Raw genomic sequence first — 24,764 nt, 5'->3', positions numbered from 1 at the left:
CTGCAGGCCGGGCCGCTGCTGCGCGTGGGCCTGATCCGCGAGTCGGCCGAGGCGCATCTGCTGGTCGTGGCCATGCACCACATCGTCTCCGACGGCTGGTCCATGCAGATCATCGTGGATGAATTCGTGCAGCAGTACCGCGCACGGTGCCAGGGACAGGTGCCGCAGGCCGCACCCCTGCCGCTGCAGTACGCCGACTACGCGGCCTGGCAGCGCCAGTGGCTGGAGGCCGGCGAGCGGCAGCGGCAACTGGCCTACTGGCGCACCCAGCTGGGCGATACGCACCCCGTGCTGCAACTGCCCACCGACCACCCTCGCCGGCCCGGCGCGGACCATGTGGCCGCCAGCCATGGCCTGCAGCTGCCGGCCGAACTGGTCGTCAGCCTGCGCCGCCGCGCCCAGGCGCAGGACGCAACGCTGTTCGTGCTGCTGCTGGCGGGCCTGCAGGCCGTGCTGCACCGCTACACGGGCCAGGAAGACATTCGCGTGGGCGTGCCCATTGCCAACCGCCACCGGGTGGAAACGCAGGGCACGGTGGGCTTTTTCGTGAACACCCAGGTTCTGCGCGCCACGCTGGACGGGCGCATGGGCCTGGCGCAGCTGCTGGACCAGGCCCGGCAGGCCGCCCAGGGCGCGCAGGCCCACCAGGACCTGCCCTTCGAGCAACTGGTCGAGGCGCTGCAGCCCGAACGCAACGCCGGCACCCAGCCGCTGTTCCAGGTGCTGTTCAACCACCAGCGCCAGGACCGCAGCGCGCTGCAGCAACTGCCTGGGCTGGAGCTGCAGGAATATGCGCTGCAGGGCCAGGGCGCCCAGTTCGAGCTGACGGTGGACACCACCGAGGATGCGCAGGGCCGCCTGCACCTGCGCCTGACCTATGCCCGCGAATTGTTCGAGGCCGCCACCATCGGCGCGCTGGCCGGCCACTATGTGGCCATGCTGCAGGCGCTGGCCGATGATCCGAGCCGCAAGGTGGACGAGGTCGCCTTGCTGGGCGCGGCCGAACTGCACAGGCAGCAGGCATGGGGCCGCGCCGCTGCCCTTCCTGCCTGCCGGCCGGCCGCAGCGCAGACGCTGCACGGCCGCTTCGCCAGCCAGGTATTGGCGCGAGCCGGGGCGCAGGCGCTGTCCTTCGAGCACCACGTTCTCGGCTACGCAGAACTCGACGCCCAGGCCAACCGCCTGGCCCACCGCCTGATCGCCCTGGGCGTGCGGCCGGAGACGCGCGTGGGCATTGCCATGCAGCGCTCGCTGGAGATGGTGGTCGGCCTGCTGGCCATCCTCAAGGCCGGTGGCGCCTATGTGCCGCTGGACCCGGATTACCCGGCGGATCGTCTGGCGCACATGGTCGAGGACAGCGGCATTGCCCTGGTGCTGACGCAGGCGGCGGTGCGCGAGCGCATTCCCGGCGCTGCTGCACTGCAGGTGCTGGAGATCGACATGCTGGACCTGTCGGGCGAACCCGGTACCGATCCGCAGGTTGAAGTCTCGGCCGACAGCCTGGCCTATGTGATCTACACCTCGGGCTCCACGGGCCGTCCCAAGGGCGCGCAACTGAGCCACCGCAACGTGGCACGGCTGCTGGACGCCACCGATGCCTGGTTCGGCTTCGGGCCTGACGATGTCTGGACCCTGTTCCACTCCTATGCCTTCGACTTCTCGGTCTGGGAGATCTTTGGTGCGCTGTGCACGGGCGGCCGGCTGGTGGTGGTGCCGTACTGGGTCAGCCGCTCGCCCCAGGACTTCCTGGCTTTGCTGCGTGCGGAGCGCGTAACGGTTCTCAATCAAACACCTTCGGCCTTTGGGCAACTGGTCCATGCCGTCGAGCAGGAAGATGGGAACGGCGCTGGCCTGGCGCTACGCCAGGTGATCTTTGGCGGCGAGGCGCTGGAGCCCGAGAGCCTGCGGCCCTGGTTCGACCGCTTCGGTGACCAGAGCCCCCAACTCATCAACATGTACGGCATCACCGAGACCACGGTGCATGTGACGTACCGTCAGATCACCAAGGCGGATTTGGATGGTGGCCGCAGCCCCGTTGGCGTGGCTATTCCGGACCTGGGCCTGTACGTGCTCGATGGCAGCCTGAACCTGCTGCCGCAGGGCGTGGCCGGGGAGCTGTACGTGGCGGGCGAAGGACTGGCACGCGGCTACCTGAATCGCGCTGGCCTGAGCGCCGAGCGCTTTATCGCCAATCCCTTCACACAGGCAGGCGATCGCCTGTACCGCACGGGCGATCTGGTGCGCTGGAGTGCACAGGGCGAACTCGAATACCTGGGTCGTGCCGACCAGCAGGTCAAGATCCGGGGCTTCCGCATCGAACTGGGCGAGGTGCAGTCGCAGCTGCTGGCCCAGCCTGAAGTGCGTGAGGCGGTGGTGCTGGCCAAGGAGGGTGCAAGGCTGATCGCCTATGTCTCCCTGCGTGACGCGGTGGAGGAAAGCCAGCTCAAGCAGCGCCTGGGCCAGGCGCTGCCCGACTACATGGTGCCCTCGGCCATCGTCGTGCTCGAAGCCCTGCCGCTGACAGCCAACGGCAAGGTGGACCGCAAGGCGCTGCCCGAGCCGGAGATGATCAGCGCCCAGCAATACGAGGCACCGCAGGGCGAGTTGGAGGAAACGCTGGCGACGATCTGGGCCGAGGTGCTGGGCGTGGATCGCGTGGGCCGGCAGGACGGCTTCTTCGAGCTGGGCGGGCATTCGCTGCTGGCCCTGGGCCTGCTGGAGCGCGTGCGCGCCCAGGGCCTGCGCGTGCAGGTGCGCACGCTGTTCCAGCACCCGAGGCTGGCGGAGTTTGCGCAGGCAGTGTTGCAGGCGCAGCAGGGGGACCAAGGGGAGCAGGTGGCCGGCGAGATCGATGTGCCGCCCAACGGCATCCCCGAAGGCTGCACGGCGATCACGCCGGACATGCTGACCCTGGTGGCGCTGGATGAGGAGGAGATTGCTCGCATTGCGCAGGCGGTGCCCGGTGGCGCAGCCAACATCCAGGACATCTACCCGCTGGCGCCGTTGCAGGAGGGAATTTTGTTCCACCACCTGCTGCAGTCCGGGGGCGATGTGTTCGTCTCGCCCAACCTGCTGAGCTTCGGGGCGCGCGAGCAGCTGCAATCCTTCGTGCACAGCCTCAACCAGGTGATTGCGCGCCATGACATCCTGCGCACGGCCGTGCTCTGGGAGGGGCTGTCCGAGCCGGTGCAGGTGGTGCTGCGCCAGGCACCGCTGCAGCTGCAATGGCCTGATGCGGATGAGGCACATGAGGCACTGGTGCCGCAGATGCTGGAGCAACTGCGCAGCCACGACCTGCGCCTGGACGTGCGGCAGGCGCCGATGATAGGGGCGCGGGCCGCGCACGATGCCGGGCAAGGCCGCTGGCTGCTGCAGCTGCTGAGTCACCACCTGGTGATGGACCGCATCACGCTGGACCTGCTGCTGCAGGAAGTGCTGCGGCTTCAGCAGGGCCGCGTGGCCGAGCTGCCGGTGCCCGTGCCCTTCCGGCGCTTTGTGGCGCAGGCGCGCCAGGGCGTGGCGGCCGAGGCGCACGAGCGGTTCTTCCGCCGCATGCTGGCCGATGTGCAGGAGCCCACGGCCGCCTTCGGCCTGCTGGATGTGCAAGGCGATGGCCGCGGCATGGAGGAGGCCCGCCTGCGGCTGGACGCCCCACTGGCCCAGGGCATGCGCCGCCAGGCGCGTGCGCACGGGGTCAGCCCCGCCGCGCTCTGCCACCTGGCCTGGGCGCTGGTGCTGGCCCGCACCAGCGGCAGGCAGGAGCCGGTCTTTGGCACCGTGCTGATGGGCCGCATGGACGGCGGCGCCGGTGCGAACCAGGCGCTGGGCATGTTCATCAACACCTTGCCGCTGCGCCTGCCGCTGGGCGAAGGCAGCGTGCTCCAGGGCCTGCGCAGCACGGCGGCGGCGCTTGCGGCGCTGCTGCAGCACGAGCATGCCAGCCTGTCGCTGGCCCAGCGCTGCAGCGGCCTGCCTGCGGGAACGCCGCTGTTCAGCGCATTGCTGAACTACCGGCATGGCGCGGCCGAGGGCGCTGCGCAAGAGCTGGCCCGGGCCGGCGTGCAGGTGCTGGGCCGCCCCGAGCGCAGCAACTATCCCGTGGGCATGGCCGTGGATGACGACGGCCAGGGCTTTGTGCTCGTCGCCCAGGTGGTTCGCAGCGTAGGGGCCGGGCGCGTCTGCGCCTACATGCAGCAGGCCCTGCAGGCGCTGGTGCAGGCGCTGCAGCAGCAGCCCGGCCGCGACCTGCGCACGCTGGACGTGGTGCCCCCGGCCGAGCGCCAGGCGCTGCTGGCGCAGGCCTGCAACCCCCGGTCCTGGCCCCAGGCCTTGCCGGTGCACCGCATGTTCGAGGCGCAGGCAAGGCAGCGGCCCCAGGCCCCGGCCCTGGCCGCGGACGGGCAGGTGTTCAGCTACGGCGATCTGGACCGGCGGGCCAGCCGCCTGGCGCAGGCCTTGATCGCCCAGGGGCTGCGGCCCGGGCAGCGCGTGGGCCTGGTGGCCGAGCGCGGGGCCGCCATGGTGGCCGGCCTGCTGGCCATCCTCAAGGCGGGCGCCGCCTACGTGCCCGTCGATCCGGCCCTGCCCGATGAGCGCATGCAGTACATGCTGCAGGACAGCGGGGCCTGCCTGGTGCTGGCCTCGGGCCTGGCGCCGGGCCGGCTGGCCGTGCTCGCCGCCAGCGTGCCGAAGGTGCTGGAACTGGAGGCGCTGGAGGTACTGGAGGCAAGGGAGCCAGGGCCGCAGGCAGGCTCGGAACGCGCGCCCCGCGTCGAGGTGCATGGCGACCAGGCCGCCTATGTGATCTACACCTCGGGCTCCACCGGGCGGCCCAAGGGCGTGGTGGTGCGGCATGCGGCCTTCTCCAACTTCCTGCAGTCCATGGCGGCACAGCCGGGCCTGCAGGCGCAGGACGTGGTGCTGGCCACGACCTCCGTGTCCTTCGACATTGCGGGCCTGGAGATCTTCCTGCCCCTGGCCGTGGGCGCGCAGTTGGTGGTGGCCGGGCGCGAACAGGTGCGCGACGCGGCCGCGCTGGCGGCGCTGCTGGAGCGCAGCCGCGCCAGCGTGATGCAGGCCACGCCCTCGGGCTGGCGCCTGCTGCTGGCCGGTGGCTGGAAGGCGGCACGGCCGCTGAAGGCGCTGTGCGGCGGCGAGGCGCTTGCGCCGGACCTGATTGACCTGCTGCGCGCGGCGGGCGTGGACCTCTGGAACCTCTACGGCCCGACCGAGACCACGATCTGGTCCAGCCTGCAGCAGGTGCAGGGCGATGCCGCCACCCTGGGCCAGGCCATCGCGGCCACCCGGCTGCTGGTGCTTGACGAAGGACTGCGCTGCGTGCCGCAAGGCGTGGCCGGGGAGCTGTTCATTGGCGGCCAGGGCCTGGCGCGCGGCTACTGGCAGCGGCCGGGCCTGAGCGCAGAGCGTTTTGTGGCCGATCCTTTCGCGGGACCGGGCGCGGCTGGCGAACGCCTGTACCGCACGGGCGACCTGGTGCGCCGCAATGCCGATGGCGCGCTCGAATACCTGGGCCGGCTGGACCACCAGGTCAAGATCCGCGGCCACCGCATCGAGCTGGGCGAGGTGGAGGCCGCACTGCTGGCCCAGCCCGAGGTGCGCGAGGCCGTGGTCACGGCAGCGGGGTCCGGCAGTGATACGCGCCTTGTGGCGCACGTATCTCTACATGCATCGCTACATGCGTCGCTGCATGCACCGCTGCATGCAGGCCCGCCCCTGGACGCTGCGGCACTGCGCGCAAGACTGGCCAGCGGCCTGCCCGACTACATGCTGCCGTCCGCCATCGTGGTGCTGGACACGCTGCCGCTGAACAACAGCGGCAAGGTGGACCGTGCCGCGCTGCCTGCGGCGCAGGCGCCGGCCGGCCAGTCCTACGAGGCGCCCTCGGGGCAGGCCGAGGAAATGCTGGCCGGGCTCTGGTCCGAGCTGCTGGGCGGTGGCCGCGTGGACCGCCGCGACAGCTTCTTCGAGCGCGGCGGGCACTCGCTCAAGGTGGTGCAACTGCTGGCGCGGCTGCAGGGGGCAGGCGCTGCGGGGCTGACCGCCCAGGACATTTTCCGCACCCCGGTGCTGCAGGACATGGCGGGCCTGGTGCGCCTGCCGGCCCATGGCGGCGCGGATGCTGCGGGTGCTGCGGGTGAAACAGGCACGACAGGCGCGGATGCGCAGGCGCTCGATGCGCTGGATTCCTTTCTCGAAACTCTGGGAGATATCTGATGGACCGTGGCCGCCTGCGCCAAATCGCCGAGCGCTTTGCAAGCCTGACCCCTGCCCAGCGCACGCTGGCATTGCAAAAGATCCGGGCCGAGGGACTGGATCTCTCGCACTTCCCCATCCCGGTCCGCGCACCCTCGTCCGACCAGACCGAAGCCCTGTCCCATGCGCAGTTGCGCCAGTGGTTCCTGTGGAAGCTGGACCCGCAAAGCTCGGCCTACCACATCGCCCAGGCCTCGTGGATGCATGGCGAGCTGGATCTGGCGGCCTTGCGGCAGGCGTTCGGCGTGCTGCTGGAGCGCCACGGCGGACTGCGCACGGTGTTCGAGGAAAGCCCCGACGGCCTGGCGCGGCAGCGCATCGTGCCGCAGCTGGCCCTGGAGTTGCCGCTGATCGACCTCAGCTCCCTGCCTGCCGCACAGCGGCGCGAACGGGCCCTGGCCGAAGCCTCGCGCCTGTGCCTCACGCCCTTTGACCTGACGCGCGGCCCGCTGCTGCGCGTGGCCGCCGTCCGCCTGGACAGCCGCCAGCACCTGCTGGTGGTGGTGATGCACCACATCATCTCCGACGGCCGCTCCATGCAGATCCTGCTGGAGGAGTTCGCCGGCCTGTACGCGGCACTGGTGCAGCAGCGCCCGACCCGCCTGCCGCCGCTGCCCATTGCCTACAGCGACTACGCCGCCTGGCAGCGCGACTGGCTGGAGGCCGGGGAAAGGCAGCGCCTGCTGGACTACTGGCTGCCCGAACTGGCCGGGGGTCAGGACCTGCATCTGGAGCTGCCCGCCGACCATGCCCGCGCGCCGGGCGCCGAGACCCGCTGGCATGCCGCCTGGCACCGGCTGGAGCTGCCCGCCAGCCTGGTGGCCGGACTGGAGCAGCGCGCCCGCGAGCAGGGCACCTCCCTCTTCGTGGCGCTGCTGGCCGGGTTCCAGGCCCTGCTGCACCGCTATACCGCCGAGACCGATATCCGCGTGGGCGTGCCCGTGGCCAACCGCAACCAGCCCGAGACCGAGCCGCTGGTCGGCTTCTTCGTCAACACGCTGGTGATGCGTGGCCGGCTCGATCCCCGCATGCGCCTGCACGAGCTGCTGGCTCAGCTGGCCGAGCGGGTCCGCCTGGGACTGGCCCACCAGGACCTGCCCTACGAGCAACTGGTCGAGGCACTGCAGCCGCGCCGCAGCCTGGAGGGCAGCTCGCTGTTCCAGGTGATGCTGAACTACCAGCACGAAGAGGCGGCCGGCCTGGCGGGCCTGGAGATCCAGAAGCTGGAGCTGGACGGCCTGGCCGCCCAGTTCGAGCTGACCCTGCACGCCAGCCGCCGCGCCGACGGCAGCCTGCAACTGGGCTTTGCCTATGCGCGCGAGCGCTTCGAGCCGGCCACGGTGCAGCGCATGGGCGCGCATCTGTCGCTGCTGCTGCAGGCGCTGGCGCATGCGCCGCAGTGCGCGCTGGACCAGGTGCAGCTGCTGCCCGGCGATGAGCAGGCGCAGCTTCTGGACCGCAGTGCGCGCCGCAGTACACGCAATGGACCTGCCCTCAACCATGCGCAGCCCGCCTGCCTGCACCAGCGCTTTGCGGCGAGCGCGCAGCAACGGCCGGATGCGGTGGCGTTGACCTGCGAGTCCGCACGACTGACCTACGCCGAACTCGACGCCCAGGCCAACCGCCTGGCCCGCCGCTTGATCGCCCTGGGCGTGCGCCCGGAGACGCGCGTGGGCATTGCCATGCAGCGCTCGGTGGAGATGGTGGCCGGCCTGCTGGCCATCCTCAAGGCCGGTGGCGCCTATGTGCCGCTGGACCCGGACTACCCTGCCGATCGTCTGGCGCACATGGTCGAGGACAGTGGCATTGCCCTGGTGCTGACGCAGGCTGCGGTGCGCGAGCGCATTCCCGGCGCTGCTGCGCTGCAGGTGCTGGAGATCGACACGCTGGACATGTCGGGCGAACCCGATACCGATCCGCAGGTTGAAGTCTCGGCCGACAGCCTGGCCTATGTGATCTACACCTCGGGCTCCACGGGCCGCCCCAAGGGCGCGCAACTGAGCCACCGCAACGTGGCACGCCTGCTGGATGCCACCGATGCCTGGTTCGGCTTCGGGCCTGACGATGTCTGGACCCTGTTCCATTCCTACGCCTTCGACTTCTCGGTCTGGGAGATCTTTGGTGCGCTGTGCACGGGCGGCCGGCTGGTGATGGTGCCGTACTGGGTCAGCCGCTCGCCCCAGGACTTCCTGGCTTTGCTGCGTGCCGAGCGCGTAACGGTTCTCAATCAAACACCTTCGGCCTTTGGACAGCTGGTCCATGCCGTGGAGCAGGAAGATGGGAACGAGGAGGGCGGCGCTGGCCTGGTGCTGCGCCAGGTGATCTTCGGCGGCGAGGCGCTGGAGCCCGAGAGCCTGCGGCCCTGGTTCGACCGCTTCGGTGACGAGAGTCCCCAACTCGTCAACATGTACGGCATCACCGAGACCACGGTGCATGTGACGTACCGGCAGATCACCCGGAAGGATCTGGAGGGCGGACGCAGCCCCGTGGGCGTGGCGATTCCGGACCTGGGCCTGTATGTGCTGGACGGCAGCCTGAACCTGCTGCCGCAGGGTGTGGCCGGGGAGCTGTACGTGGCGGGCGAAGGACTGGCACGCGGCTATCTCAACAGGCAAGGGCTGACGGCAGAGCGCTTCATTGCCAACCCGTTCAGCGAGACGGGCGAGCGCCTGTACCGCACGGGCGATCTGGTGCGCTGGAGTGCACAGGGCGAACTCGAATACCTGGGCCGTGCCGACCAGCAGGTCAAGATCCGGGGCTTCCGCATCGAACTGGGCGAGGTGCAGTCGCAGCTGCTGGCCCAGCCTGAAGTGCGTGAGGCGGTGGTGCTGGCCAAGGAGGGGGCGGGCGGTGCCAGACTGATCGCCTATGTGTCGCTGAATGCAGAAATCGCAGAGGGTCTGCTCAAGGGACGACTGGGCGAGGTACTGCCCGACTACATGGTGCCCTCGGCCATCGTCGTGCTTGACGCCCTGCCTTTGACGGCCAACGGCAAGGTGGACCGCAAGGCGCTGCCCGAGCCGGAGATGGTCAGCGCCCAGCAATACGAGGCACCGCAGGGCGAGTTGGAAGAAGCGCTGGCGAAGATCTGGGCCGAGGTGCTGGGCGTGGATCGCGTGGGCCGGCAGGACGGCTTCTTCGAGCTGGGCGGGCATTCGCTGCTCGCCCTGGGCCTGCTGGAGCGCGTGCACGCCCAGGGCCTGCGCGTGCAGGTGCGCACGCTGTTCCAGCACCCGAGGCTGGCGGAGTTTGCGCAGGCGGTACTGGAGGAACAGCAGGAGCAGCAGGGTGAGCAGGGTGAGCAGGTGGCCGGCGAGATCGATGTGCCGCCCAACGGCATCCCCGAAGGCTGCACGGCGATCACGCCGGACATGCTGACCCTGGTGGCGCTGGATGAGGAGGAGATTGCACGCATTGCCGCTGCGGTGCCCGGTGGCGCAGCCAACATCCAGGACATCTACCCGCTGGCGCCGTTGCAGGAGGGAATTTTGTTCCACCACCTGCTGCAGTCCGAGGGCGATGCCTATGTCACCTCGCACACGCTGAGCTTCGACTCGCGCGAGCGGCTGCAGCGGTTTGCCGAGAGCTTCGACCAGGTGGTCGCGCGGCATGACATCCTGCGCACGGCCGTGTTCTGGGAGGGCCTGGCGACGCCCGTGCAGGTCGTCTGCCGGCAGGCCCGCCTGCCGCTGTCCTGGCTGGAGGAGGGCGGAACAGCGGCACCATCGCAGGACGCGCTGGCCCGGCTGGCCGCCTGCGCCCAGGGCTACCGCATCGACCTGCGCAAGGCGCCGCTGATCCACCTGGTGGCCGCGCACGACGCGCCGGGCAAGCGCTGGCTGCTGCAGATCCTGGCCCACCACATGGTGGACGACAACACCACGCTCAAGCAGGTGATCGGTGAGATCGCGCTGATCCAGCAGGGCCGCTCCAGTGCGCTGCCCCGGCCGCTGCCGTTCCGCCAGTTCGTGGCCCAGGCGCGCTCGGGCGAGGGCACGGACGGGCATGAGGCGTTCTTTCGCGCCATGCTGGGCGATGTGCAGGAGCCCACGGCGCCATTCGGGCTGCTGGATGTCCAGGGCGACGGAGCGCGCACGAACGAGGTGCGGCAGGTGCTTGATGGCGGCCTTGCAGCCCGGTTGCGGCAGCAGTCCCGGCGCCACGGCGTCAGCGCCGCCGCGCTGTTCCACCTGGCCTGGGCCCTGGTGCTGGCCAGGACCAGCGGCAGGGACGACGTGGTGTTCGGCACCGTGCTGTTTGGCCGTATGCAGGCGCAGCAGGGTGCGGCCCGCGCGCTGGGCATGTTCATCAACACGCTGCCGCTGCGCGTTCGCCTGGCCGGCCGTGGCGTGGCCCAGGCCCTGCGCCAGACCCAGGCCGCGCTGACGGACCTGCTGCATCACGAGCATGCCAGCCTGTCGATGGCTCAGGCCTGCAGCGGCCTGGCCGGCGGGGCTCCGCTGTTCACGGCCCTGCTCAACTACCGGCACACGGCGCTGCAGGACGCGGACGCTGGCGATGCCTGGACCGGCGTGCAGATACTGCAAAGCCACGAGCGCACCAACTTCCCGTTCGGCCTGTCGGTCAACGACACGGGCGAGGGCTTCACGTTGATTGCGCATGTGATCGATGCGGTGAATGCCCACAGCATGTGCGGCTACATGCACGAGGCGCTGGACGGCCTGGCCGATGCCCTGGCGCGCGACCCCGGCCAGCCCGTGACCGCGATTGCGGTGCTGCCCGCGCATGAACGGGACAGGCTGCTGCATTGGAGCCTCAATGGCAAGTCCCATCCCGAGGCCCTGCCCGTGCACCGGGAATTCGAGGCCCGCGTGCGGGAGCAGCCCGATGCCGTCTGCCTGGTCCATGGCGACGAGGCGCTGACCTCGGCCCGGCTCAACGCCCGTGCCAACCGGCTGGCCCACCGGCTGATGGCCCTGGGCGTGGGGCCGGACGTGCGCGTGGGCGTTGCGCTGGAGCGCTCGGTGGACATGGTGGCGGGACTGCTGGCGGTGCTCAAGGCCGGTGGCGCCTACGTGCCGCTGGACATGGAGTACCCGGTGGATCGCCTGGCCTACATTGCCCAGGACAGCGGCATTGCCCTGCTGCTGACCGAGCGCAAGGCGCGCGAGCGCCTGCCGTTCGCGCAGGCGCTGAACGTGGTCGAGCTCGACGATCTGGACCTGGACGCGGGGCCTGACCACAATCCCGGCGTGGCGGTCCATGGCGACCATCTGGCCTATGTGATCTACACATCGGGCTCCACCGGCCGGCCCAAGGGGGCGGCCAACCGGCATGCCGCGCTGTCCAATTGCATGGCCTGGATGCAGGACCACTACCGGCTCACGCGGGCCGACGCGGTGCTGCACAAGGCGGCCTTCGGCTTCGATGTCTCGGCCTGGGAAATCTTCTGGCCGCTGACGGCGGGCGTGCGCCTGGTGGTGGCCCGGCCCGGCGACCACCGCGATCCCGAGCGCATCGTCGCGCTGATCCGCCGCCACCAGATCACCACGCTGAACTTCGTGCCGGCCATGCTGCAGGCGTTTCTGGCCCATGAAGGCATCGAGGAGGAGACCCGCCTGCGCTATGTGATCTGCGGCGGCGAGGCCATGCCGGCAGAGACACAGCGCGAGGCCCTGCGCCGCCTGCACGGCGTCAGCCTGCAAAACCTCTACGGCCCGACCGAGGCCGCCATCCACGTGACGCACTGGACCTGCCGCGACGACGGCCGCAGCCCGGTCCCCATCGGCCGCCCCGTCAGCGCGACCAAGGCCCTGGTGCTGGGCCAGGATCTGGGACTGGTCCCCGCAGGCGTGGCTGGCGAACTCTATCTGGGCGGGCAGGCGCTGGCGCAGGGCTACCTGGGCCGGCCCGGCCTGAGCGCCGAGCGCTTCGTCGCCGACCCGTTCGACCAGGGCGGCGGCCGCCTGTACCGCACGGGCGACCTGGTGCGCTGGAACGATGAAGGCCAGCTGGAGTACCTGGGGCGCCTGGACCACCAGGTGAAGATCCGGGGCTTTCGCATCGAGCTGGGCGAGATCGAGGCCCGGCTGCTGGCCCAGCCCCAGGTGCGGGAGTCCGTGGTCGTGGCCCGCAAGGGCCCGGCGGGCATGCACCTGGCAGCCTATGTCTCGGCGCATGAAGGGCAGCAGGTCACGGCGGCCGAACTGCGCGAGCGCCTGGCCCTTGAACTGCCGGACTACATGGTGCCGGCCTCCATCATGGTGCTGGACCGCCTTCCCCTGAATGCCAACGGCAAGGTGGACAGGGCCGCCTTGCCCGAGCCTGAACTGCTGGCCAGCCTGCACTACGAGGCGCCCGTGGGCGACGGCGAGCAGCGTCTGGCCGCACTCTGGAGCGAGGTGCTGGGCGTGGAGCGCGTGGGGCGCCAGGACCATTTCTTTGAGCTGGGCGGGCACTCGCTGCTGGCCCTGAAGCTGCTGGAGCGCATGCGCGCCCAGGGCTGGGTGACACAGGTGCGCACGCTGTTCCAGCACCCCCGGCTGGCGGATCTTGCGCTGGCGCTGCGCCGCGAGCAGGGCCTGCCCCGGCATGAGGTGCAGCTGCCGCCCAACGGCATCCCCGAAGGCTGCACGGCCATCACGCCCGACATGCTGACACTGGTGGCACTGGACGCGCAGGAGATCGCGCGGGTGCAGGACGCCGTGCCCGGTGGCGCGGCCAACATCCAGGACATCTATCCGCTGGCGCCGCTGCAGGAAGGCATTCTGTTCCACCACACGCTGCACCAGCAGGGCGACGCCTATGCCACGCCGACGCTGCTGGGCTTTGACACGCGCGAACGGCTGCTGGGCTTTGTGGCCCACCTGAACCAGGTCATCGCACGCCACGACATCCTGCGCACGGCCGTGCTGTGGGAAGGGCTGGCCGAGCCCGTGCAGGTGGTCTGGCGGCAGGCACAGGTGCTGGTCGATTGGCTGGAGGAGAGTGAAGGGGAGCTCGCGGACGTGGCAGGCCGGCTGCAGGCCGTGCTGGACCCGCGCGTGCAGCACATCGATGTGCGCCGTGCGCCCATGATCCGCGCCGTGGCGGCGCAGGATGCGCCCAACGGGCGCTGGCTGCTGCAGCTGCTGACCCACCACCTGGTGCTGGACCACACGACGCTGGAGCGCATCGTCGAGGAGATCGCGCTGATGGCCCAGGGCCGCGAGGCGGAGCTGCCCAGGCCCCTGCCGTTCAGGCGCTTCGTGGCCCAGGCCCGGCTGGGCGTGAGCACCAGCGAGCATGAGGACTTCTTCCGCGCCATGCTCGGCGATGTGGATGAGCCCACGGCGCCGTTTGGCCTGCTGGATGTGCAGGGGGACGGCAGTGCGGTGCAAGAGGCAAGGCTGGCCTTGGACGAGCCCCTTGCGCGCAGCGTGCGCCGGGCGGCGCAGCGCCATTGGGTGAGTGCAGCCAGCCTGTTCCACCTGGCCTGGGCGCTGGTGCTGGGCAGGACCACGGGCAAGGATGATGTGGTGTTCGGCACCGTGCTCTTTGGCCGCATGCAGGGCGGGGAGGGCGCGCACAGCGCGCTGGGCATGTTCATCAACACGCTGCCGCTGCGCATACGGTTGGGCGGTCGGCTGGGCGGGCGCAGCGTGCAGGAGTGCCTGCAAGAGACGCATGCGGGGCTGACGGGGCTGATGCACCACGAGCACGCCACGCTGTCGCTGGCACAGCGCTGCAGCGCTGTGGCGGGGGGAACGCCGCTGTTCTCTGCCCTGCTCAACTACCGCTACAGCGTGGCGCCGCAGGAGGGGGGCGCAGCGGGCGCGTGGGAAGGCATGACGGCGCTGGGCGGGCAGGAGCGCACCAACTACCCCGTGACCGTGTCCATCGATGACCTGGGCGAAGGCTTTGGCATCGTGGCCCAGGCCGATGCTGCTTTGGGGGCTGAACGGCTGTGTGGATACATGGCGGCGGCCGTGGCCTCCCTGGTCCACGCGCTGGAAAGCGAGCCCGGCCTGGAGGCTGCGGCGCTGGACATGCTGGACGGCAAGGAATGGACGCAGCTGCAGGCCTGGAGCCTGGGCGCCCGAACCGAACCAGGGATGCAGCCCGTGCACCAGCTGATCGAGCGCCAGGCCCAGGCACGGCCGGATGCCGTGGCGCTGGTCTTTGGCGATCAGGTGCTGAGCTACGACCAGCTCAACCGCCGCGCCAACCAGCTGGCACACCGGCTGATGGCCCTGGGCGTGAGGCCGGAGACCCGGGTCGGCATCGCCATGGAGCGGTCCATCGAGATGGTGGTGGGCCTGCTGGCCATCATGAAGGCCGGCGGCGCCTATGTGCCCCTGGACCCCGATCACCCGCCCGAACGGCTGGCGCAGATGATCGAAGACGGCGCCGTGCGGCGCCTGCTCACCCACAGCGCGCTGCGCGAGCGCCTGCCCGCAGGCGAGGATCTGCAGTGGCTGGACATCGACCGCATCGATGTGGCCGGTGAATCGCAGCGCAACCCGGTGGTTGCCGTGCATGGGGAGCATCTGGCCTATGTGATCTTCACCTCGGGCTCCACGGGCCGCCCCAAGGGCGCGGCCAACCGGCATGCGGCCCTGCACAACCGGCTGGCCTGGATGCAGCAGGCCCATGCGCTCGATGCCTCGGACGCCGTGCTGCAAAAGACACCGTTCAGCTTCGATGTGTCGGTCTGGGAGTTCTTCTGGCCCCTGATGGTCGGCGCCCGGCTGGTGATGGCCGCGCCTGGCGATCACCGCGACCCCGCAAGGCTGGTGGCGCTGATCACGGGCCATGGCGTCACCACCGTGCACTTCGTGCCTTCCATGCTGCAGGCCTTTGTGGCGCACGCGGGCGTTGCGGCATGCACGGGCCTCAGGCGCATCCTGTGCAGCGGCGAGGCCCTGCCGGCCGAGGCGCAGAACGCCGTCTTCAGGCTCCTGCCCGGGGCCGGTCTCTACAACCTCTATGGCCCGACCGAGGCGGCCATCGACGTCACCCATTGGCGCTGCCGCGACGACGGGCGGCGCCAGGTTCCCATCGGCCAGCCCATCAGCGGCATCCGCACCTATGTGCTGGACTGCGCCATGCGGCCGGCGCCACAGGGCGTGGCCGGCGAGCTGTACCTGGGAGGCATTGGCCTGGCGCGCGGCTATCTGAACCGCCCCGCACTGACGGCCGAGCGCTTTGTGGCCGACCCGCTGGACACGCAGGGCGGCCTGCTGTACCGCACGGGCGACCTGGTGCGCTGGAACGGCGAGGGTCAGATCGAGTACCTGGGGCGCCTGGACCACCAGGTGAAGATCCGCGGCCTGCGCATCGAGCTGGGCGAGATCGAGGCCCATCTGCTGGCCCAGCCCGGCGTGCGCGAGGCCGTGGTGGTCGCGGCGCAAGCCACGTCGGGCGCGGCGGGCGCGCGCCTTGTCGCCTATGTGGCCGGTCCGGACGCCGATGCGGGGCTGGCCGAAACCTTGCGCCAGGCTTTGGCCGGGCGGCTGCCGGACTATATGCAGCCTTCGGCCATCGTCGTGCTGCCTGCGCTTGCGCTCAATGCCAACGGCAAGGTGGACCGCAAGGCCCTGCCGCAGCCCGAATGGGCGCAGCGTGGATACGAGCCGCCGCACAACGGGGTCGAGCAGCAGCTGTCGGCGATATGGGCCGAGCTTCTGGGGCAGGACCGCGTGGGGCGACGTGACAACTTCTTCGAGCTGGGCGGACACTCGCTGCTGGCCATGGGCATGCTGGAGCGCATGCGCGCGCATGGCCTGTCGGCCTCGGTGCGCAGCCTGTTCCAGCATCCGCAGCTGGCGGATTTTGCGGCGCAGCTGATGCAGGCGGATGGCGCCGCCCAGGTGCAGGTGCCGCCCAACGGCATCCCCGAAGGCTGCACGGCCATCACGCCCGCCATGCTGACGCTGGTGGCGCTGGACGTGCAGGAGATCGCGCGGGTCGAGGCCGCCGTGCCCGGTGGCGCGGCCAACATCCAGGACATCTATCCGCTGGCGCCGCTGCAGGAAGGCATTCTGTTCCACCACACCCTGCACCAGCAGGGCGATGCCTATGCCACGCCCACACTGCTGGGCTTCGACACGCGCGAGCGGCTGCTGGGCTTTGTGCAACGGCTCAACCAGGTCATCGCACGCCACGACATCCTGCGCACGGCCGTGCTGTGGGAAGGGCTGGCCGAGCCCGTGCAGGTGGTCTGGCGGCAGGCACAGGTGTTGGTCGACTGGATGGAGCCTGGTGAAAGCGGGGGCGAAGGCGATGTGGCCGCCGCACTGCAGCAGCGCCTGGACCCGCGCGTGCAGCGCATCGATGTGCGCCGCGCGCCCATGATCCGCGCCGTGGCGGCGCAGGATGCGCGCAATGGACGCTGGCTGCTGCAGCTGCTGACCCACCACCTGGTGCTGGACCACACGACGCTGGAGCGCATCGTCGAGGAGATCGCGCTGATGGCCCAGGGCCGCGAGGCGGAGCTGCCGAGGCCCTTGCCGTTCAGGCGCTTCGTGGCCCAGGCGCGCCTGGGCGTGAGCACCAGCGAGCATGAGGACTTTTTCCGCGCCATGCTCGGCGATGTGGATGAACCTACGGCGCCGTTTGGCCTGCTGGATGTGCAGGGCGACGGCAGCGCGGTGGAGGAGGCCAGGCTGGCGCTGGATGCACCGCTGTCGCGCGAGCTGCGCCGGCAGGCGCAGCGCCATGGGGTGAGTGCAGCCAGCCTGTTCCACCTGGCCTGGGCGCTGGTGCTGGGCAGGACCACGGGCAAGGACGACGTGGTGTTCGGCACCGTGCTCTTTGGCCGCATGCAGGGCGGGGAGGGTGCGCACAGCGCGCTGGGCATGTTCATCAACACGCTGCCGCTGCGCATACGGCTGGGCGGGCGCAGCGTGCAGGAGTGCCTGCAAGAGACGCATGCGGGGCTGACGGGGTTGATGCACCACGAGCACGCCACGCTGTCGCTGGCACAGCGCTGCAGCGCTGTGGCGGGGGGAACGCCGCTGTTCTCGGCCCTGCTCAACTACCGCTACAGCGTGGCCCCGCAAGAGGGCGCCGCAGCGGACGCAGCCTCGGGCGCATGGGAAGGCATGACGGCGCTGGGCGGGCAGGAGCGCACCAACTACCCGCTGGACATGTCCATCGATGACCTGGGCCAGGGCTTTCGCCTGGTCGGGCAGGCCAGCAAGACCGTGGGCGCGCAGCGCCTGTGCGCCTACATGCTGGCCGCCGTGGAAGGCATTGTTGCGGCCCTGGCCGAAACGCCCGCGCTGCCGGCCTGCGATATCGAGCTGCTGGACCGAGATGAATGGGCGCAGCTGACGCAATGGGCGCAATCGGTGCAGTCTGGACGCAACCCGCAGAGCCGCGACGCCCAGCCCCTGGTGCACAGGCTGTTCGAGCAGCAGGTGGACGAGCGGCCCCAGGCCACGGCCCTGGTCTTTGGCGACGAATGCATCAGCTATGCGCAGCTCAACCGGCGTGCCAACCGCTTGGCGCACCGCCTGATCGCCGAGGGGGTGGGCGCGGAGGTGCGCGTGGGCATTGCGGTGGAACGCTCGGTGGAGATGGTGGTTGCCGTACTGGCCGTGCTCAAGTCGGGCGCGGCCTATGTGCCCCTGGACCCCGGCTATCCGGCCGAGCGCCTGGCCCACATGGTCGGGGACAGCGGCATGGCCTGCCTGCTCACGCAGTCCCGCCTGGGGCTGGAGGTGGCCGGTCGCGTGAAGGCGCTGGACCTGGATGCCATCGGCGCGATGCCGGGGTCCGACCACAACCCCGGCGCCGCCGTGCATGGCGAATGCCTGGCCTATGTGATCTACACCTCGGGCTCCACCGGCCGGCCCAAGGGCGTGGGCATCTCCCACCGCTGCCTGGCCGAACAGGCGCAGCTGGCCGTCGGCTTTGCCGCGCTGTCGCCGCAGGACCGCGTGCTGCAGTTCGCCACGCTGAATTTCGATGGCTGCATCGAGCAGCTGTTCGCGCCGCTGGTGGCCGGCGCGGCCATGGTGCTGCGCGGGTCCGAACTCTGGGACAGTGCCACCTTCCACAGGGAACTCATGGCCAGGCAGATCAGCGTGGCCGATCTGACCACCGCCTACTGGCTGCTGCTGGTCCAGGATTTCGCGCGCCAGGGCCTGCGCGGGTACGGGCGGCTCAGGCAGGTGCATGTGGGCGGCGAGGCCATGCCGGGCGCCGGCCTGCAGGCCTGGCGCGATGCCGGGCTGGGCCATGTGAGGCTGCTCAATGCCTACGGCCCGACCGAGGCCACCGTCACGGCCTCCCTCTTCGACTGCACGGGCCTGGTGGAAGGCGCCGGCGCGGCGCCGCAGGACCTTCCCATAGGCCGGCCCCTGGCGGGCCGGCACATGTGGGTGGTGGACGACCGGATGCGCCCCGTGCCCCTGGGCGTGGCCGGCGAGCTGTGCATAGGCGGGCCCCTGCTGTCGCGCGGCTACCTGAACCGGGCAGGGCTCAGCGCGGAGCGCTTTGTCGCCGACCCCTTCGGCCACGATGGCGCAAGACTCTATCGCACGGGCGACCTGGTGCGCTGGAATGCGCAGGGCCAGCTGGAGTACCTGGGGCGGGTGGACCACCAGGTCAAGATCCGCGGCCTGCGCATCGAGCTGGGCGAGGTGCAGGCGCAACTGCTGGCGCTGGACGATGTGCGCGAGGCCGTGGTCGTGGCCGGCGAGGGACCGGCGGGCACGCGGCTGCTGGCCTATGTGTCTGCCCGCAGCGGGCGCACCCTGGACGAGCAGGAGATGCGCGAGCGCCTGGCCACGGTACTGCCCGACTACATGGTGCCGGGCGCCATCATGGTGCTGGACCAGTTGCCGCAGAACGCCAACGGCAAGCTGGACCGGCAGGCCCTGCCCGCGTTCGGCATGCCAGCCGCCAGCCAGGCTCCCGAGGGCGAACTGGAGACGCTGCTGGCCCGTATCTGGGCCGAGGTGCTGGGCCTGGAGCGGGTGGGGCGCAGCGACAACTTCTTCGCGCTGGGCGGTGATTCCATCCTGGGCCTGCAGATCGTCTCGCGCCTGCGCCGCTTCGGCTGGAAGCTGTCGCCACGGCAGCTGTTCGAGCGGCAAAGCATTGCCGAGCTGGCGCGTGTGGCCGAGCCCGTGCAGGACGAGGCCGTGGAGCAGGAGACCCCGGTCCAAGGGAGCGTTCCCCTGCTGCCCATTCAGGCGGAGTTCTTCGAAACGGACGTGCCGCAGCGATCCCACTGGAACCAGGCCCTGCTGCTGCGCAGCATGCAGCCGCTGCAGTCTGCGCCGCTGCGCCAGGCCCTGGCCGACCTGCTGGCCCGGCACGACAGCCTGCGCCTGCGCTTTCGCCTTACGGCGCAGGGTGCCTGGGAGCAGGCCTACGCAAGCCCGTCCGAGGCCGACCTGCAGGCACTGCTGTGGGTGCGCCAGGCACGGGATGCCGGCGCGATCGAGGCCTTGTGCGAACAGGCGCAGCGCAGCCTGGACATCGTCCACGGGCCGCTGCTGCGCGGGCTGTGCATCGAGGTGGGCGACGGCAGCTGGCGCCTGCTGCTGGTGGCCCACCATCTGGTCGTCGATGGGGTCTCCTGGCGCATCCTGCTCGAGGACCTGCGTTCGGCCTATGCCAGCCGGCTGCAGGGCCTGGAGCCCGCCAGGGTCCACAAGACCGCCAGCTACCAGCGCTGGTCGCAGGCGCTGCAGGCCCATGCCGCGCAATGCGGCGGCGAGCTGGCCTTCTGGCAGGCGCTGGCCCAGGTGCCGGCCGGCCTGCCCTGTGCCCGCCCCGAGGGGGCCAACACCCTGGCATGGCAGTCCAGCGTCGAGCTGCGGCTGGACCGCGAGCGCACCGAGGCCCTGATCAGCCGCGCGCCGGCGGCCTACAGGACGCAGATCAACGACATCCTGCTGGCCGCCCTGGGGCGCGCCCTGTGCGCGTGGAGCGGGCAGCAGCGCATCCTCGTGGACCTGGAGGGCCATGGCCGCGAGGAGCTGTCGGCCGGCGTGGACGTCTCGCGCACCGTGGGCTGGTTCACCAGCGTCTTCCCGGTGGCGCTCGATGCGGGCACAGGCCCGGGCGACGCGCTCAAGCGCGTCAAGCAAAGCCTGCGCGAGGTGCCGCTGCACGGCCTGGGCCATGGCGTGCTCAAGTACCTGGGCACGGCGCAGCAAAGGCAGGCCATGCAGGCCTTGCCCCAGGCCAGCCTGGTCTTCAACTACCTGGGGCAGTTCGACGCAAGCTTTGACAGCGCGGCTCAATGGCTGCCGGCTGCGGAGGGCAGCGGCATGCCGGCCGACGCCTCGGCGCCGCTGTCGCACGAGTTCACCATCAATGGCCGCGTCTACGACGGCGAGCTGGTGATGACGGCCGCCTTCAGCACGGCCCGCCACGACACCGCCGATGTGCAGGCCTGGATGGGGCGCTACCGGCAGGAGCTGGAAGGCCTGATCGACCACTGCCTGAGCGGCGCGCAGGGGGTGACGCCCTCGGACTTCCCGCTGGCGCGGATCACGCAGGCGCAACTGGACGGCCTGGACCTGCCTGCGGGCAATCTGGCGGACCTCTATCCGCTGTCGCCCATGCAGTCGGGCATGCTGTTCCACAGCCTGTCCGATCCCTCCGGGCTGTCCTATGTCACCCAACTGCGCATCGACGCGCATGGCCTGGATGCCGCGCGCTTCCGAAAGGCCTGGCAGGCGGTGCTGGACCGCCATGCCGTGCTGCGCAGCGGCTTCCTGGCCGATGCGTCCCTGCCGCTGCAATGGGTGGCCAGGCAGGTCCTGCTGGACATCACCGAGCATGACTGCCGGCACAGCGAGGATGTGGCGGGGGCCCTGGATGCCCTGGCCGCCGGGCAGTTCGCGGCCTTCGACCTCAGGAAGCCGCCTCTGATGCGGCTGGCCCTGGTGCGCGTGTCCGATGGCAGCCACCACTGCATCTGGACCGCCCACCACCTGCTCACGGACGGATGGAGTTCATCGAGCCTTCTGGGCGAGGTGCTGCGCGACTACAAGGGCATTGCCGTGGAGCCCGTGGACACCAGCTACCGCGACTACATCGCATGGCTGCAAGGCCTGGACCACGGGGCCAGCGAGGCCTACTGGAGGCGCCTGGTGCAGCCGCTGCACGAGCCCACCTTGCTGGTGGATGCGCTTGCCCGGCCTGCTGTCCGGCCTGGTGCCTTGCCTGCAGCCCGGCAGGGGCACCACGAGGCCGGCGCCGCGCTGGATGCCGGTGCCACGCAGCAGCTGGTGGAGTTTGCCCAGCGCGAGCGCGTGACGGCCAACACCCTGGTGCAGGCCGCATGGTCGCTGGTGCTGGCGCGGTACACGGGCCAGGCCACGGTGGCCTTCGGGGCCACGGTGGCAGGCCGCCCGCCCGAGCTGGCCGGCGTGGAAAGAATGCAGGGGCTGTTCATCAACACCTTGCCGGTGGTCGTGGCCTGCGACGGCGCGCTGGAGCTGGGCCCCTGGCTGCGCACGCTGCAGGCACAGAACCTGGCCTCGCGCGAGCATGAGCAGACGTCGCTTTCGGACATCCAGCGCTGGGCGGGCAAGGGCCAGCGCGGCCTGTTCGACAGCATCCTGGTGTTCGAGAACTACCCCATGGATGCGGTGCTGTCCGCGCACGACGACCCGCATCTGCGATTTGCGGTGACGCATGCCATCGATGTGACCTCCTATCCCATGGACCTGGAGGTGCGGCTGGGCGATGTGCTGTCGCTCAAGATGATCTATCAGCGGAGCAGCTTCGGCGATGACGCCGTGCAGGCCCTGCTGCGGCAACTGGTGCAGGTGCTGGCGTCCATGGCGGGCGAGGGCATGCACTGCCTGCGTGACATCGCCTTGCTGCCCGAGCCCGGCCGCGATGGGCCGGCGGGCACGGGCACGGGCATGGGCACGGATGCCTGCCGCCCGCCGTTCCTGCCCGTGCATGCCGGCATGGCGCTGCAGGCGCGCCGGGACCCGGGTGCGGTGGCGCTGGTCATGGGCGAGCAAACCATCAGCCATGGCGAGCTGCAGGCGCGCAGCAACCATTTCGCCAACCGCCTGGTGCAGGCCGGCGTGGGGCGCGGCGCCATCGTCGGCATCGCCATGGAGCGTTCGCTGGAAATGGTGATCTGCCTGCTGTCCGTGCTCAAGGCGGGCGCGGCCTACCTGCCCTTGGACCCGGCGTCGCCGGCCGAACGCCAGAGGTTCATGCTGGCAGACAGCGGTGCATCCCACCTGATCGCCCACAGGGCGGCGCTGCACAAGCTGGGCACGCCCGCCGTGGCCCATCTGGTCGTGGCCGAGGAGGTGGACTTCACGCAGGCCTGCAACGCGGCGCCAGCCCATGCCGTGCATGAGCGCGACCTGGCCTATGTGATCTACACCTCGGGCTCGACCGGGCAGCCCAAGGGCGTCGTTGTCGAGCACGGGCCGCTGTCCATGCACTGCGCGGCCACGGCCGGGATCTACGGCATGCGGGCGAACTCGCGCGAGCTGCATTTCATGTCCTTCTCCTTCGACGGCGCGCACGAGCGCTGGCTGACGGCGCTGAGCATCGGCGCCGGCCTGGTGCTGCGCGAGCCGCAGATGTGGACGGCGGAGCAGGCCTGGGAGGCCCTGCGCCACCATGGCATATCCAATGCCGCGTTCCCGCCGGCCTATCTGGCGCAGATCGCGGACTGGGCCGCAGAGCAGTCGCAGGAGCCGCCGCCGGTGGAGTTGTATGTCTTCGGTGGCGAGGCCATGCCCAAGGCCGCCTACGACAAGGTGCGCCAGAGCCTGCGCCCGCGCCTGCTCATCAACGGCTACGGCCCCACCGAGACGGTGGTGACGCCGCTGATCTGGAAGGCCGAGGCCAGCGAGACCTTCGACTGTGCCTACGCCCCCATCGGCCGGCCGGTGGGCGAGCGCACGGTGCACATCCTGGATGCCGACCTGCACCGGGTGCCGCACGGCGTCGTGGGCGAGCTGTACATCGGCGGCTATGGCCTGGCGCGCGGCTATCTGTCGCGCCACGGCCTGACGGCCGAGCGCTTCGTCGCCGACCCCTTCGACGGCGGTGGCGGCCGCCTCTACCGCACGGGGGACCTGGTGCGCGAGATGCCGGACGGCAACATCGAGTACATCGGCCGGGCCGACCACCAGGTCAAGATCCGGGGCTTTCGCATCGAGCTGGGCGAGGTCGAGAAGGCCGTCCGGGCCGTGCCCGGCGTGGTCGATGCCGCCGTGCTGGTCCAGGATGCCGGTACAGGCAAGCAGCTGGTGGCCTATGTGGTGGGGGAGGAGGGCACCGCCGCGCAGACCCTGGTCCAGCGCATCCGCCAGCAGACAGGCGAGCACCTGCCCGACTACATGCTGCCGGCCCATACGCTGGTCCTGCCCGCCTTGCCAAGACTGGTCAGCGGCAAGCTTGACCGTGGTGCGCTGCCGCTGCCGCAGGCAGATGCCGGGCGGGTTCACGTGCCACCGTCCACAGCGTCGGCCATGGCGCTGGCCCGCATCTGGCAGGAGGTGCTTGGCGTGGAACGCGTGGGCGAGACCGACAACTTCTTCGAACTGGGCGGGGACTCCCTGCTCAGCCTCAGGATGCACGCCAAGGTGCGCAAGCTGGGCGATCCGCAGCTGGACTTCAAGCTGCGCGACCTGCTGCAGCGGCCGACCATTGCCGGCCTGCTGGAGCTTCGCTCAGCCGGCGCCGGTGGAGCTGGGGGAGCTGGAGGAGTCGTGGCGCTCAACGCCGTGTGTGAAGCCGCACCACCGCTGTTTTGCGTGCATGCCGGGTTCGGCACGGTGTTTGACTACCAGCCGCTGGCGCGGGCATTGCAGGACCGGCGCACCGTCCACGCCATACCCTGCCGCAGCCTGGGCGATCCCGGCTACCGCGACCGCTCGCTGGAGCAGATGGCCGACGACTACTGCGCGATGGTGAGGCAGGTACAGCCCGCCGGCCCCTACCACCTGCTGGGCTGGTCCCTGGGCGGCAGCCTGGCGGCCCTGATCGCGGCCCGGCTCGAAGGCCAGGGACAGGCGGTGGGTTTCCTGGGACTGGTGGACCCGTTCGTACCTGCTGGCGATGCGGCCGGGTCCCCGTCGTGGTGGGATGACTTCCAGCTCTTCGTCTCGCAGATGCTGCCCTTGGCGCGCATCGAAGACCTTGCGGACCTCGATGCATCGGCGCCGCCCCGCGCCGATCTGCTGGCTGCCGCGCTGGGCCGCGAAGCGTCAAGGCAGGGACCGGGCGGACCTAGCGGCCATGCCTCCATGGACGGCGCCGATCTGGCCCAGGCCTTTCTGACGACCCTGCACCTGAAGCACCTGGCGCTGCAGGCGCAGGCCCTGGCGCCCGTGCGAGCGGCGGCAAGCCTTTGGTGGAGCGATGAAACGCCTGCCGCGCACCGGCTGCGGCTCGCGTACCAGCTGCGCCAGGAGGGGGCCGAGGGGGTCGAGAGTGCCGGGGGGGCGGTGATCCGCGCCGACCACTACGCCATCATGAGGAACGAGGGGCTGACGGCCGAAATCCTCGATGCATTGGCGCTGGAGTACGCGCTGGACTGA

2 protein-coding genes (1 of these 2 running past the window's edge) are annotated in these 24,764 nt (G+C 70.4%); both read left to right on the top strand.

All coding sequences use genetic code 11. The annotated features are described in order from the left end of the window. Positions 1-6,234, top strand: the 3' portion of a protein-coding gene (locus DACI_RS23955) for a non-ribosomal peptide synthetase (RefSeq protein WP_192812298.1). 3,714 nt of this gene lie to the left of the window's left edge; only the last 6,234 of its 9,948 coding nucleotides appear in the window; the start codon falls outside the window, past its left edge; it ends in the stop codon at positions 6,232-6,234. After that, complete coding sequence (locus tag DACI_RS23950) at positions 6,234-24,764, top strand: non-ribosomal peptide synthase/polyketide synthase (protein WP_012206552.1); 18,531 nt, start codon at positions 6,234-6,236, stop codon at positions 24,762-24,764. Before DACI_RS23955 ends, DACI_RS23950 begins: the two co-directional genes overlap by 1 nt.

The sequence above is a fragment of the Delftia acidovorans SPH-1 genome, assembly GCF_000018665.1.
In the GTDB taxonomy this organism is placed as follows: Bacteria; Pseudomonadota; Gammaproteobacteria; order Burkholderiales; family Burkholderiaceae_C; genus Comamonas; species Comamonas acidovorans.
The sequence above is the reverse complement of the archived record's forward strand: the minus strand, read 5'-3'. Positions and strand labels throughout refer to the sequence as shown.

Bases quoted from the DNA above. Each gene is read 5' to 3' on its own strand.
- DACI_RS23950 (WP_012206552.1), top strand. From the start codon at position 6,234: ATGGACCGTGGCCGCCTGCGCCAAATCGCCGAGCGCTTTGCAAGCCTG.